This window comes from Rhizobium sp. BK212 (assembly GCF_014197475.1).
Lineage (GTDB): Bacteria > Pseudomonadota > Alphaproteobacteria > Rhizobiales > Rhizobiaceae > Rhizobium > Rhizobium anhuiense.
Genome location: NZ_JACIFS010000002.1, coordinates 859,105 through 872,224 on the forward strand (window position 1 = coordinate 859,105; position 13,120 = coordinate 872,224).

Sequence of the window (13,120 nt, forward strand, 5' to 3'; positions counted from 1 at the left end):
CGGCGCGACCACCTTCGCTGTTGAATTCGCTCTCGGAGTTCTCGTAGAATGGGCGCACCGAAAGACATGACTGGAGATATCCCCCTGATGCGTATCATGACCGCCCTCGCCGGATTTCTTTCAGTCATGTTGCCCGGAATGGCGTTTGCCGAAACGGGAAAGATGCGAACCGCAAGCGAGGCTGAAATTCGCCTCCACCTGCCGGGCACGTCGGAGCTGAAAGAAAGCAGCAACGGTTACGAATATCGCAAGGGCAACGCCAATGGCTATAAGATCACCAACGGCCAAGTGTGTGTCCGGTTTCCCAACAAGTCGACCGACTGCGTCAGCGTGAAGACCGACGGCGAGAAATTTCAGATGATCGACAAAAAAGGCGGCAGAACGAGATTTTGACTTTGCCCCGGGCAAGCTCTCTTGCCCCCAGCAAGGTCATCTTGCCCCCGGCAAGCTCACTTTGCCGGTGAAGTTTCGCCATCCTTGTCGAGAACGAATTCGGCGATAAGGCCTGAATGGTTCGAGCCGAGATTGTCATCGAGACGTTTCAGCGATCGCAGATGAAGCGGCGCGCGGGCAAATATGTGGTCGATGGCGATCCCGAGCGCGCCGGCGGCAACCGGCCATGTTGCCGGTTCCGGCACGATCGTTTTCAGCTTCTGTTCACGCAGAAAACCTTGGATGCTGGGAGCGATCACCGAGGAGTTGAAGTCGCCTGACAACACCAGAGGACCGTCGATCGAACCCAGCACTTTGCCGAGATCTTCCAATTCGGCCATCTGGAAATCGTCGAAATATGGTTTGGTCAGGTGCGCCGACACCAGATTGATGGTCTCGCCGCCGAAGTCGACGCTCGATATCACCAGCCTGTTTTTTCGGAGGCTGCCCATGCTTGCGACCTGCCGGCTGACGAACGGGCGCTTGGAAAGCACCAGCGTATCGCACGTATCTTTCCCACTGTCGCAGCCGATATGATAGGGATAGGCCTTGAACAATTGCTGCAGATGGAATGTCAGCGGCTTGGCTTCGAGCAGATTGACGACATCGGCATTCGACGCAATCACCATATCGGTAATTTCGGTCGAGTTTTTCCAGTTGTCGATCGCAATGTTGAACGACATCAGACGAAAAAGCGGCGGCGTGTCCGCTGCTCTGCCATCCTGCGAGAACTCGCGCAGCATGACGACGCCGTGAGCGATGAGAAGAAGCGAGACAAGCAGAAGGATAAAGCCGTAGATCTGTCTTTTGACGGCCAGAATGACGAGGCTGGCGGCAACGAAGACGACACCGAGGTGGAGTTGAAAGCTGTAGACGAAGGACAGCAGCCAAAAGTTCGTCACATAGCGCAGCGACACGATCGCGATGGCAACGGTCAGAAACGCGCAGAGAATCCAATAGATTATGTTTCTCATCGATCCTGACCTGCTTGCAGACGACCAGCCGGCCATAACATGCAAGCCTCAATGTTGCAATGCAGCATAATGCCCGGGAGGGATGGCTGCCGGCAGGGCAAAGATCGGCGGCCGGCCGTCATCCGGCAAGACAGCGGCGGGCGGGCCGACGGCAGCCGAGACGAAGCTCTTGCCGTCTCTTTCAAAGACCTATCGACTCGGCCTCTTTTTATCTTGTAAGTGGGGGCACTTTGATGCGGAATCGGCTCTTTGCCGTCGGCAGGGAGCCGAGAAAAGGTGGGAATGCGCTACTTCATTACCGGTACGGCCGGCTTTATCGGTTTTCATCTGGCCAGGCGCCTGCTGCAGGAAGGGCATGACGTCACCGGCTTCGATGGCCTCACTCCCTATTACAACATCAAGCTCAAGGAGATGCGCCATGCGGCACTCTCCCAGTTTCCGGCGTTCAAACCCGTCATATCAATGCTCGAGGACCGGCCGGCGCTGGAATCGGCTGTTCTGGCAGCCAAGCCCGACATCCTGATCCACCTCGCCGCGCAGGCCGGCGTGCGTTACAGCCTGGAAAATCCCGAGGCCTATCTCCGTTCGAACGTCGAAGGCTCGTGGAACATCATGGAAATCGCGCGGCGCGTCGACGTCCGTCACCTGATGCTGGCTTCCACGTCATCGATCTACGGCGCCAATGAGACCGTCCCCTTTCGCGAGACCGATCGGGCCGACGAGCCGCTGACCATCTATGCCGCGACGAAGAAATCGATGGAGCTGATGGCGCACAGCTATGCCCATCTTCACAAGATTCCGACCACGGCCTTTCGCTTCTTCACCGTTTATGGCCCATGGGGCCGGCCCGACATGGCGCTGTTCAAATTCGCCAAGAACATGCTGGAAGACCAGCCGATCGAGATCTACGGCGAAGGCAATATGAGCCGTGACTTCACCTATATCGACGATCTCATTGAAGCGATCGTCAGATTGTCGGCAATCACCCCGAGCGAAGAAAACCGCCTCGACGACGCGGGCATCGAAACGCTTTCGCGCCAGGCACCCTTTCGTGTCGTCAATATTGGCGGAGGCCAGCCGGTCAGCCTGATGAATTTTGTCGAAACGGTGGAAAAGGCGCTCGGCCGTCCCGCTATCCGCAAGATGCTGGCGATGCAGAAGGGTGATGTGCCGCGCACATTCGCCGCCCCCGATCTGCTCGTCGCGTTGACGGGATACAAGCCGGATACGACCCTGGATGTCGGCGTCAAGGCCTTCGTCGACTGGTATCTCGACGTACGCGGCGAACTTGGCGCCTAATTATTGCTGAACTGTTTCCAGTCGATCCCGTCAGCGGAGAAATGTCACCGCGCTCACGACATCGACCGCCTTCGAAAACATATAGTCGACGACAACGCTCAGGCTCCGCGAATAGGTCTTGAGCCGATAACCCTCACCCTCGACCGTCACGGGGCTGCGCAGGACGAGGGGAATGCCGGGGCGCACGAAACCGGCGCGTGTGGTCAAGGGAACCTCAGGCGAATGGCCGATGGCGGATGTGTACATCAGGTCGCGGGCAAGGCTGGCGGGGCCCATAGCGAACGCCGGCCCGGCAGCGGCACTGATGGTCACGGTCAAGGCGATGGCGGCAAGAGTTCTGCGCATGTCGAGGTCCCCGTTTGCGGATCGGCGGGCTTTCAGCCCGGCTCCAAACGATCGATGCGTCTGTCCACGCTTCGGTCGCTTTCATGAGATCACTCTACACATCAGTATTTTCAGCGCTTTTAAGCGGATCGGTCAAATTTTAAGAAATTTGATTTTCTGTCCGGCAGGGCTCGATACGCAGAAAGAAACAGGGTCCCGGCCGCGGGCCGAGAACGCAATCGGCAAGGACCTGGGAGCTACATCGCAGTCTACAGAATGCGATCCAGCTTCTTGTTGATATGCAGGTTCGGCATCAATCCCGCGCTTTGCGCGGCATGATAGGATTCCCGGGCCGCATCGAATGAGATCGACCACATGATGGCGCTGAGCAGGAGCGCAATGATATAAATCTGAATACGCATCGAACCGGCGATACGGAAAGAGCAAGGCAGTTTTGTGTCAAAACATGGCCATAGGCTTCACGAAAAAGTGGCAGGCTTTTGGGTCGCAGCCGGCTGGTACCAGACACATTAGCGTCGTGAAAATTAGCGATATTGCAGCGCTACCCTGTTAGCAGCCGACCCCGAGGCTTGGTTCCTCTTCCCACTCCGAGAACCCTGAGAGGTCCGTTCCCCACGGGCCTCTTTGCTTTCTTTCGAATCGTTTTCCAGAACAGCCGAGATCACCTGTTCCGATCGACGTTGAACCGCTGAACGGCACATTTCGATCCCAATCCGATCATGCAGCCGCCACGAGCGATGCCACGTTCCTGTCTTGCTACCTTTGCACCAGTGAAGGCATAAACCGCCAATTCGGCCAAAAATATATCAATCGATTGACTTAATTACCTAACGGCGTTATAAATCCGTCATGACCCAAGAACATGACGCACAGCCACCGGCCTCCGCCCGCGCCGATATCGCGCGGCAGAAGATGCTCTCCGCCGCTCTCGACGTCTTCGGTCGGTACGGCTTCGACGGTGCTTCGACACGCCAGCTGACAGAGGCCGCCGGCGTGAACCTGCAGGCAATCCCCTACTATTTCGGCAGCAAGGAAGGTCTCTACATCGCCACCGCCGAGTATCTGATGGCCCGCATCGACACGCATGTCGGCGACATGAGGGCGCGCATCGGCACGCATCTGCTGGCGCTCGACGCCGCGGGCGAACGCCTCGCCGAAGCTCAGGCCCGCCTCTTCCTCACCGAAATTCTACAGACCATGGTGACGCTTTTCGTCGGCAAGGAATCCGAATCGTGGGCGCGCTTCCTGATCCGCGAGCAGATGGAGCCGACCGAGGCTTTTGCGAAGGTCTACCAAGGTATTATGCGGCCGATGATCGAGATGGGCCGGCGGCTGATCGGCGCGATCCTTCGCGAAGACCCCGCCTCGGAACATGTGCGCCTGCGCACCTTCAATCTTCTCGGCAGCATCCTGGTCTTTCGCGTCACCCACGCGGCCGTGCTTGCTCAGATGGAATGGGACACCATCGGCCCGGAACAGGTGGAAACCCTGCGCGGCCTCGCCGCCGAACTGGTTGATGTCCTCGGCCCGCCGAAGGGAGGCGCCGCATGAAACGCATCCTTCCTCTCGCCATCCTCCTCCTTGCGGCGAGTGCCGCCGCCTGGTGGTACGGCCTGCCCGAAAAGCTCGGCTGGCAAGCCGAGGCCCGCCGAGAATTCGTCCTTTACGGCAATGTCGATATCCGCCAGGTCTCGCTCGGCTTCCGCGTCAGCGGACGCCTCTCCGAACTGCGCGTCGACGAGGGCGATGTGGTCAAGAGCGGAACGGTTCTGGCGAAACTCGACGCCGCCCCCTATCAATTCGCCGTCCGCTCCGGAGAGGCCAATGCAGCAGCCCTTCGAGCGACGCTCGACAAGCTGAAGGCCGGCCCACGGCCGACCGAAATCGCCCAGGCGCGCGCCGCCTATGACGAAAGCCTCGCCGATCTCCAGAATGCCAACCTTGCCTATGACCGCGCCCGCCAGTTGCGCCCGCAGGGCACGATTTCCGAGGCGAGCCTCGACCAGGCGACCGCTGCACGGGCGATGGCCGCCGCCCGCTCCCAATCCGCCAACGAGGCGCTGAAACTGCTGCAGGAGGGGTCACGCGTCGAGGATATCGCCGCCGCCGACGCGCAGGTGAAGGCCGCCGAGGCAACCCTGGCCTCGGCCCGCACCTCGCTGGAAGATGCCGAACTGCGCGCCCCGAACGACGGCGTCATCCTTTCCCGCGTGCGGGAAAATGGCGCCATCGTCTCGCCGGCGGATACCGTTTTCGTGCTGTCCCTGACCGAGCCCGTCTGGGTGCGCACCTATGTTGCGGAGCCCGATCTCGGCCGCATCCACCCCGGCATGAAGGTTTCGGTCGCCTCCGATACGGCGCCCGACAAGCCCTACGAAGGCACGATCGGCTTCATCTCGCCGGTCGCCGAATTCACTCCGAAATCGGTGGAGACGCCGGAACTCCGCACCGACCTCGTTTATCGCCTGCGGATCGTCATCGACAAGCCCGGCCCGGATCTGCGCCAGGGCATGCCGGTCACCGTGCGCCTTCCCAGGCCGACGGCAGGCGGACAATGATTGCCGCCGAGACCGGCTCGCTGACAGGTTCGGACGACAAGCCGCTCGTCCGGATCGACGGCGTCACCAAGCGCTTCGGCGACGCACCCGCCGCCCTCGACACCGTCTCCGGCACGATCGGCGGCGGCGCGATCACCGGCCTCGTCGGCCCTGACGGCGCCGGCAAGACGACGCTGATCCGCCTGATGACCGGTCTGATGCTGCCCGACACGGGAACGATGGAGGTTCTCGGCTTCGACACCAGGAAGAATGCAGCCGGCATCCAGGCGGCGATCGGCTACATGCCGCAGCGCTTCGGCCTCTATGAGGATCTCTCGGTGCGGGAAAATCTCGATCTTTATGCCGATCTGCGTGGCTTGCCGAAGAGCGAACGCGCGAGCGCCTTCGACGAACTACTCACCTTCACCGATCTCAAGCGGTTCACCGGCCGGCTGGCCGGGAAACTCTCCGGCGGCATGAAGCAGAAGCTCGGCCTTGCCTGTGCGCTTCTGAAGAAGCCGCGCCTGCTGCTGCTCGACGAGCCGGGCGTCGGCGTCGATCCGATCTCGCGCCGCGACCTCTGGAAGATGGTCGAGAACCTGACGAAGGAAGGCATCGGCGTGCTCTGGTCGACCGCCTATCTGGACGAAGCGGAAGCCTGTGATCACGTGCTGCTTTTGAACCAGGGCAAGCTGCTCTTTTCGGGAAAACCGATGGAGATGACCGAGCGCGTCAAGGACCGGGTCTTCAGGGTATCCAATGTCACCGGCCGCCGCCGGCAGGTGCTCGCCGAACTCCTGCAGGCCGATGGCGTCATCGACGGCGTGATCCAGGGCGAGGCGATCCGCCTGGTCGCGGCGAAGGACAAGAAGCCCGATATCGGCAAGGCCGGCGATGGCGCAACACTCGCCCCTGCACCGCCGCGCTTCGAGGATGCCTTCATCGATATGCTGGGCGGCGGTCCGGGTGGCCGCTCCAGGCTCGCAGAGGCTCAGCAGTCGCTGAAGGCTGAGAACGACCGGCCGGTGATCGAGGCCAAGGGCCTGACCAAGCGCTTCGGTGATTTCACCGCTGCCGATGACATCAGCTTCGATATCCGCCGCGGCGAGATCTTCGGCCTGCTCGGTCCGAACGGCGCCGGCAAGTCCACCACCTTCAAGATGCTCTGCGGCCTGCTGAAGCCGACCGGCGGCGAAGGCCGCGTTGCCGGTTACGATCTTCGCCGTGATGCCGCCGAAGCCCGCAACCAGCTCGGCTACATGGCGCAGAAATTCTCGCTCTACGGCGATCTCACCGTCATGCAGAACCTCGAATTCTTCTCTGGCGTCTATGGCCTTCGCGGAAAACACCGGCGCGAGCGCATCGACCTGATGGCGGGCATTTTCGATTTCGGTCGCCATGCCGGCGAACCCGCCAAAGATCTGCCGCTCGGCCTGAAGCAGCGCCTGGCGCTTGCCTGCGCCGTTATGCACGAGCCGCGCGCCCTCTTCCTCGACGAACCGACCTCCGGCGTCGATCCGATCACCCGGCGTGAATTCTGGACGCATATCAATGCGCTGGTCGAGAAGGGCGTCACCGTGCTCGTCACCACCCATTTCATGGACGAGGCCGAATATTGCGACCGAATCTCACTGATCTATCGCGGCCGCTCGATTGCGCTCGGCTCGCCCGATGAATTGAAGGCGCGGGTCGCGACCAAGGAGCAGCCGGACCCGACGATGGAGGATGCCTTCATCGCCCTCGTACAGCAATCGGAAGTGGAGGATGCCGCATGAGTGTCTCCTCCGGTCGGCTTCGGCGTCTTTCAGCCCTGGTGCACAAGGAAAGCCTGCAGGCGATCCGCGATCCGAGCAGCATCCTCATTGCCTTCGTGCTGCCGCTGATCCTGCTTTTTCTGTTCGGCTACGGCGTCTCGCTCGATACCACCCGCACCCGCATCGGCCTCGTGACCGAGGAGATGACGCCGCTGACGCAGGATCTGTCGGCCAGTTTCCAGGCCTCGCGCTATTTCGATGTGGCGATGGGCCGTGACCGGCGTCTGTTCGAAGAAGACCTCGTGGTCGGCAAGGTGCGCGGCGTCGTCGTTATCCCGGCCGATTTCACCACGCGCTACACCGCCGGCAACCGTCCCGATATCCAGGTGATCGTCGACGGCTCCGATCCGAACACGGCGAATTTCGTGCAAAATTATGCCCAGGGCGCCGTCGCCAACTGGGAGCGGCAGAGACAGGCGGACGTCGCCTCGCATAGTCCCGCCATCGCGGTCGAGCAGCGCTTCTGGTTCAATCCTGAACTGACCAGCCGCAATTTCCTCGTGCCGGGCTCGATCGCCATCGTCATGACGCTGGTTGGCACGCTTCTGACCTCGCTCGTCGTCGCCCGCGAATGGGAGCGTGGCACCATGGAGGCGATGATGGCGACGCCGGTGACGGCAGTCGAACTGCTCGCCGGCAAGATCCTGCCCTATTTCCTGCTCGGCCTCACCTCGATGACGCTCTGCGTGCTGCTTGCGGTCATCCTCTTCGGCGTGCCGTTCCGCGGCTCCGTCGCCGCCCTTTATACACTCTCGGCCGCCTTCCTGATCCCGGCGCTCGGCCAGGGCCTGTTGATCTCGACGGTAACGAAGAACCAGTTCCTCGCCTCGCAGTTGGCGCTGATTACAGCCTTTCTGCCGGCCTTCCTGCTGTCGGGCTTCCTCTTCGAGATCAATTCCATGCCGACCGTGATCCAGTGGATCACCTTCATCGTGCCGGCACGTTATCTGATCCCCAGCCTGCAGACGGTGTTCCTCGCCGGCGACATCTGGCCGATGTTCGTGAAGGCGATATCGGTCATGCTGACGATCGGCGCCATCTTGTTCATGCTTGCCGCCCGCAGCACCAGAAAGAGGATCGGCTGAGATGGGATGGACAAGGCTTTACGCCCTCATCGTCAAGGAACTGCTGGCCGTGCTGCGCGACCCCAAGGGTCGCGCCATCCTGATCGGCCCGCCGATCGTCCAGCTTCTCGTCTTTTCCTATGCCGCAACTCTCGAAGTCCGCAATGTCGATATCATGATCCTCAACCGCGACAGTGGTCACTGGGGCCAGGAACTGATCGAGCGCATCGATGGCTCGCCGACCTTTCGCCAGATCGAGATGGCGGGAAGCCAGGCGGATATCCAGGTGGCGATCGATACCCAGACAGCCATTGCGGCGATAGAGATCGGCCCGGATTTTTCGCGCAATATCGAGGCGGGAGCGCCGGCCGACCTGCGGGTGGTGCTCGACGGCCGCCGCTCCAACGCCTCGCAGATCGTCGCCGGCTACCTCTCACAGATCGGCGCCGGCCTTGCTGCCGAGACGCCGGCCGGCAAACGCGCCGGCACCGACATTGTCTCGACAGTGCCGCGCAACTGGTTCAATCCGAACCTCACCTACCAATGGTTCATGGTGCCGAACCTGATCGCCAGTATCGCGCTCCTGATCGGGCTTATCGTCACGGCGCTGTCGATTGCTCGCGAACGCGAGCTCGGCACCTTCGACCAGCTGATGGTCTCGCCGCTGCGCATGCACGAAATCCTGATCGGCAAGCTGATCCCGCCGATGATGATCGGCCTCTTCCACATCACCGTCTATATCCTGGCTGCCGTCTTCCTCTTTGAGGTGCCGCTGCGCGGCTCGCTCTTCCTGCTTTATGGCAGCGCGATCTTCTATCTCGGTTCGGTGGCCGGCCTCGGCCTGTTCATCTCGGCGCTGTCGATGACGCAGCAGCAGGCGATCCTCGGCGCCTTCCTGTTCATGGTTCCGGCCATGCTGCTCTCAGGCTTCGCCACGCCGATCGAGAACATGCCGAGCTGGCTGCAGCCGATAACCCTCATCAATCCGCTGCGCTATTTCCTGGTGATCGTCAAAGGCGTTTTCCTCAAGGATATCCCCTTGAGCGAGGTGGTGAACCAGACGATCCCGCTGGCGCTGATCGCCGCCGTCACGCTCAGCGCCGCCGCCTGGCTCTTCCGCCGGCGGCTGGAATAAGGCATCCCGACCCATGCCTGGGCTACCTCACACAATGTGAATCAGCCTTCCAAAGCGTGACCCTCTCCTGCTGGAACCTCGAATTGGCGCGGTCGTTACCCAAACGCAACCCCAGTAAGGAGAAGCAAAATGTACAAGGTCCTACTTGTCTCCAGCGCTCTTGCGCTGTCGTCTCTTGCAACCAATGCGCTCGCTGATGGCGCCGTGACCGGTGCAGCCGGTGGCGCCATCACCGGCGCGATCGTCGGCGGCCCCGTGGGTGCTGCCATTGGCGGCGTGGCCGGCGGTGTCGCCGGTGCCGTTGTCGACCCGCCGCCGCGCGAGGTCGTGACCTATGTCCAGCAGCAGCCGGCCCCGACTGCTTCCGTGGTCGTCCAGGAACCGATCGTCGTCGGCAAACCGCTTCCGGCAGACGTCGTCGTAACGCCGGTCCCTGACAACCCGAAATATGCTTATACGGTCATCAACAATCAACGCGTGATCGTCGAACCCCGCACCCACCGTGTGGTGCAGGTCATCGAATAATCAGGCAACCGAAGCCGCCTGCTGCGGCTCGGCAACTTCCGGCCCCGCTTCGGTGGGGCCTTTTTTCGTACGCTCGCGCCAGCTACCGATCAGCGAGAACAGAAGAATAAGGCGCTGTGGCAACTTGAACTCCTGCGGTAGCGTCTCTATCGGAATTCGCTCGCCATAAAGCTTGCCCTGTTTGAGCGACAGAATATGCATGCTGGAAAGCATCAGCCGACCCTCCATCCCGATTGATGGGATCAGCGTGGCTGACGCAACGGGGCTGGGTCCTTAAAGTCCGACTAAAAACTGCAAAAACTTGCAAAAGCCTATGGCCGCGGCCGCATCCCGGCGCGCGCCAGCCCTTCCAGAACCGGCGCAAAACGCTGGGGATTCTTGGCCGGCTGACCCGCCAGAATGCCTTCCAGCGTCACATCAGGTGCCATTTTCTCGAGCGCGCGCAGGAACTGCCGCGCCTGCTCCATATTGCCGAGATGCGCGTGTGCGGCGATCAGCATCCAGTAAGTCGGATCGAAATGGGCGTTCAGCGCCAGCGAGCGTGACGCAAATGAAAGTGCTTCCTCGTAATTGCCGCGAAAGATTTCGGCCATGGCGATGCCCGTCAGAGAAAAACGCGCATCCGGATCGCGGGGTCCCAATTTCAGGGCGCGATGCAGGCGCTCGAGCGCATGCTCGATATCGCCGCAGTGCAAAGCCGCAATGCCGGAGCAAGCCGCGACCAGAAGATCGTTGGGATTGGCGGCAGCGGCCGCCTCCAGCACAGCCATGCCGCCTTCATAATCCTTGCCTGTCTGCAGCAACGCCATGCCGCAATGGGCCATCACGCGGGGATCGCCGGCCGAATGCTGAAGCCCGCGCCGGGCAAGACTGACGCATTCCGCCTTGTCGTCCGTCCCGAGCCGCGGCCAGCCCATGGTAATGCGATGTTCGAGTACCCAGGCGGCATGCGAAAGCAGCATCGCATTTTCCGGCTCCATGGCGAGCGCCTCCTGCAGCAAGGCATAGGCGGCGGCATTGCTTTCGATCGACTCGTCGATGATCGCGGCAAGGGCGCGCAGATAGAGATCGTAAACTGCCGGACTGTTCGGCCGGTCACGTCGTGACCTCTGGATTTCGGCGATCTCGATCGCCGGCTCGACGATCGAGGCGACGCGTTCGGTGATATGGTCCTGGAAAGCGAAGACGTGGCTGATGCCGTCTTCAAAATGATCGGCCCAGAGATTGGTCGCGGTCACGCCGTCGACCAGTTGTACATTGATACGCACCTGCGCCCCTTCCCGCCGGATGCTGCCTTCGAGCACATAGCGCACGCCCAGTTCTCGGGCCACCTCTCGCACATCGACACTGCGTCCTTTGTAGACGAAGGCGGAATGACGCGAGACAACGGAAAAGGAGCGGAAGCGCGCAAGGGCGGTGATGATCTCCGCCACCACACCATCGGCAAAATAATCCTGGTCGGCATCGCCGCCGAGATTGACGAAGGGAAGAACCGCAACGGAAGGCGGCTGCGACGCCACGGGCGCCATCCTGCCATCCTCCTGGCGCGGCAGGCGGTAGCCGACCCTGGGAACGGTGACGATCCACTCCGTGCCATCCGGCCGTGCGCCGAGAAGCTTCCTGAGCGCGGCAATCTGAACCGTAAGGTTGCCTTCCTCCACGGCAAGCCCCGTCCAGGCCCGGTCCATCAAATCCGCCTTGGTGACGACCCGGCCCTCAGCTTCCAGCAGCAAGCCGAGCAGCGCGGCCGGTCGCGGTCCCGCCGCAACGGATTTCCCGTCCCGCCACAGGCTTCCTGTCACGGGATCGTAAAGGAACGGACCAAACGAAAGCCTCGAGCTGCCCATGCAGAAGCATAGCGTCAAAACCTCGCAAACGAAAAGCCGATGACGCGCCGATGCGCTCCATAAGCCGCCGTCGGATGAACGGCGGCTTATCCAGCGGACAGGATCAGACCTTCAGCTCGCGCCGCTCGCGCTCGGTCACCATGGCGAGGTCGAGCACCTTCTGCAGGTTGGCGGCGTGGCGGAAGTTCGGGTCCGGCTGGATCCCGCTTGCCACGGCCTCGGCAAAACGCTCGTAGTTGGTCGCGACCGGTTCAACCTCGATCTTCGTCCAGGTGGCGGTTTCGACATCCTCGCCGAGGCAGCCATGCAGCTCGGAACCGTTGGGACGATGGATGACCTCGAGGCTGCCCCTCTCGCCATAAATGCGCAGCTTCAACTCGTTCAGATGCCCTGTCGCCCAGCGGCTGGCATGAATGACGCCGAGTGCGCCATTGGCGAAATCGACGGACATGGTGAAGCTGTCATTGGCGTCGAGCAGGTATTCGCCGATCTGACCGCCCGGCGCCTTGTTGAAGGTCTTCAGCCGCGCAAAGACGTGGTCGATGTCGGTCGCCGCGCCATAGGCGGCGAAATCCAGAATATGGATGCCGACATCGCCGAGCACGCCATTCGAGCCGTGGCCGGTGGAAAGCCGCCACAACCAGGTGGACTCGGTACGCCAGTCGCCCCAGGCGCGCGACACCAACCAGCTCTGGAGATAGGATGCTTCCACGTGTCTGATCGTGCCGAGCTCGCCGGCGAGCACCATCTCACGGGCGCGCTGCAGCGGCGCGACGTTGCGATAGGTAAGGTTCACCATGTTGATGACGCCGGCCTTTTCGGCCGCCTCCGTCATCTCCAGCGCCTTCGCATAATTCTCCGCCAGCGGCTTTTCGCAGAAGACGTGCTTGCCCGCAGCAATCAGCGCCATCGTCGTCGGGTGATGGATGCGGTCGGGCGTGACGTTCGTCGCCGCATCGAACTCACCCCAGGCGATCGCCTCCTCCAGGGAAAGAAACCGCTTTTCGATGTTGAATTTGTCGGCGAAGGCCGAAAGCCGATCGGGATCGGTGTCGACGGCGCCAACCACTGTCACGCCATCGATGAGGGGGAAGCGGGCGAGCTGGTTTTTCGCCATCACGCCCGTGCCAAGAACGAGTAATCGCATG

Annotated in this window: 14 protein-coding genes; 8 read left to right on the plus strand and 6 right to left on the minus strand. The window is 61.5% G+C overall.

The annotated features are described in order from the left end of the window. Window positions 1–87: 87 nt before the first annotated feature. Window positions 88–393, plus strand: coding sequence for a hypothetical protein (locus FHT79_RS09160; RefSeq protein WP_028758582.1), 306 nt, complete (start codon window positions 88–90; stop codon window positions 391–393). A gap of 56 nt (window positions 394–449) precedes the next feature. Here the strand turns inward: FHT79_RS09160 and FHT79_RS09165 are convergent, their stop codons facing one another. Then, window positions 450–1,406, minus strand: coding sequence for an endonuclease/exonuclease/phosphatase family protein (locus FHT79_RS09165; protein WP_028758583.1), 957 nt, complete (start codon window positions 1,404–1,406; stop codon window positions 450–452). Window positions 1,407–1,688: 282 nt separating this feature from the next. Here FHT79_RS09165 and FHT79_RS09170 point away from each other — a divergent pair, with 282 nt between their 5' ends. Next, window positions 1,689–2,705, plus strand: a complete 1,017-nt coding sequence (locus FHT79_RS09170) for an NAD-dependent epimerase/dehydratase family protein (RefSeq protein ID WP_028758584.1) — start codon at window positions 1,689–1,691, stop codon at window positions 2,703–2,705. A 30-nt stretch (window positions 2,706–2,735) separates the two neighbouring features. Here the strand turns inward: FHT79_RS09170 and FHT79_RS09175 are convergent, their stop codons facing one another. Both FHT79_RS09175 and FHT79_RS09180 read right to left on the minus strand, forming a co-directional pair. Continuing rightward, the gene (locus FHT79_RS09175; protein WP_028758585.1) at window positions 2,736–3,050 is read right to left on the minus strand and encodes a hypothetical protein; all 315 of its coding nucleotides are present in this window, start codon (window positions 3,048–3,050) and stop codon (window positions 2,736–2,738) included. Between the two features lie 248 nt (window positions 3,051–3,298). Then, complete coding sequence (locus FHT79_RS09180; protein ID WP_009988813.1) at window positions 3,299–3,451, minus strand: hypothetical protein; 153 nt, start codon at window positions 3,449–3,451, stop codon at window positions 3,299–3,301. 448 nt (window positions 3,452–3,899) lie between these two features. On the opposite strand from FHT79_RS09180, the gene FHT79_RS09185 reads away from it, so the two are divergent. From FHT79_RS09185 to FHT79_RS09210, 6 genes are all read left to right on the plus strand, one after another. Beyond that, entirely contained in the window at window positions 3,900–4,601 is a 702-nt protein-coding gene (locus FHT79_RS09185) for a CerR family C-terminal domain-containing protein (RefSeq protein WP_028758586.1), read from the plus strand. Next, entirely contained in the window at window positions 4,598–5,608 is a 1,011-nt protein-coding gene (gene hlyD, locus FHT79_RS09190; RefSeq protein WP_028758587.1) for a secretion protein HlyD, read from the plus strand. The genes FHT79_RS09185 and hlyD overlap by 4 nt, the downstream gene beginning before the upstream one ends. Next, window positions 5,605–7,362 (plus strand): ATP-binding cassette domain-containing protein, encoded by a 1,758-nt coding sequence (locus FHT79_RS09195; protein ID WP_028758588.1) that lies wholly within the window; start codon window positions 5,605–5,607, stop codon window positions 7,360–7,362. The genes hlyD and FHT79_RS09195 overlap by 4 nt, the downstream gene beginning before the upstream one ends. Continuing rightward, window positions 7,359–8,486: an ABC transporter permease gene (locus tag FHT79_RS09200; RefSeq protein WP_183903287.1), complete on the plus strand. Its 1,128-nt coding sequence runs from the start codon at window positions 7,359–7,361 to the stop codon at window positions 8,484–8,486. The genes FHT79_RS09195 and FHT79_RS09200 overlap by 4 nt, the downstream gene beginning before the upstream one ends. Before the next feature lies 1 nt (window position 8,487). Next, window positions 8,488–9,600: an ABC transporter permease gene (locus FHT79_RS09205; protein ID WP_028758590.1), complete on the plus strand. Its 1,113-nt coding sequence runs from the start codon at window positions 8,488–8,490 to the stop codon at window positions 9,598–9,600. A gap of 129 nt (window positions 9,601–9,729) precedes the next feature. After that, a complete protein-coding gene (locus FHT79_RS09210) occupies window positions 9,730–10,125 on the plus strand; it encodes a DUF1236 domain-containing protein (RefSeq protein ID WP_028758591.1) in 396 nt (131 codons plus the stop codon). On the opposite strand, the gene FHT79_RS09215 is transcribed toward FHT79_RS09210, so the two are convergent. From FHT79_RS09215 to FHT79_RS09225, 3 genes are all read right to left on the minus strand, one after another. Further along, a complete protein-coding gene (locus FHT79_RS09215) occupies window positions 10,126–10,338 on the minus strand; it encodes a hypothetical protein (protein WP_028758592.1) in 213 nt (70 codons plus the stop codon). A gap of 98 nt (window positions 10,339–10,436) precedes the next feature. After that, the gene (locus FHT79_RS09220) at window positions 10,437–11,972 is read right to left on the minus strand and encodes a winged helix-turn-helix domain-containing protein (RefSeq protein ID WP_028758593.1); all 1,536 of its coding nucleotides are present in this window, start codon (window positions 11,970–11,972) and stop codon (window positions 10,437–10,439) included. Between the two features lie 103 nt (window positions 11,973–12,075). Then, window positions 12,076–13,119: a Gfo/Idh/MocA family oxidoreductase gene (locus FHT79_RS09225; RefSeq protein ID WP_028758594.1), complete on the minus strand. Its 1,044-nt coding sequence runs from the start codon at window positions 13,117–13,119 to the stop codon at window positions 12,076–12,078. Window position 13,120 lies beyond the last annotated feature (1 nt).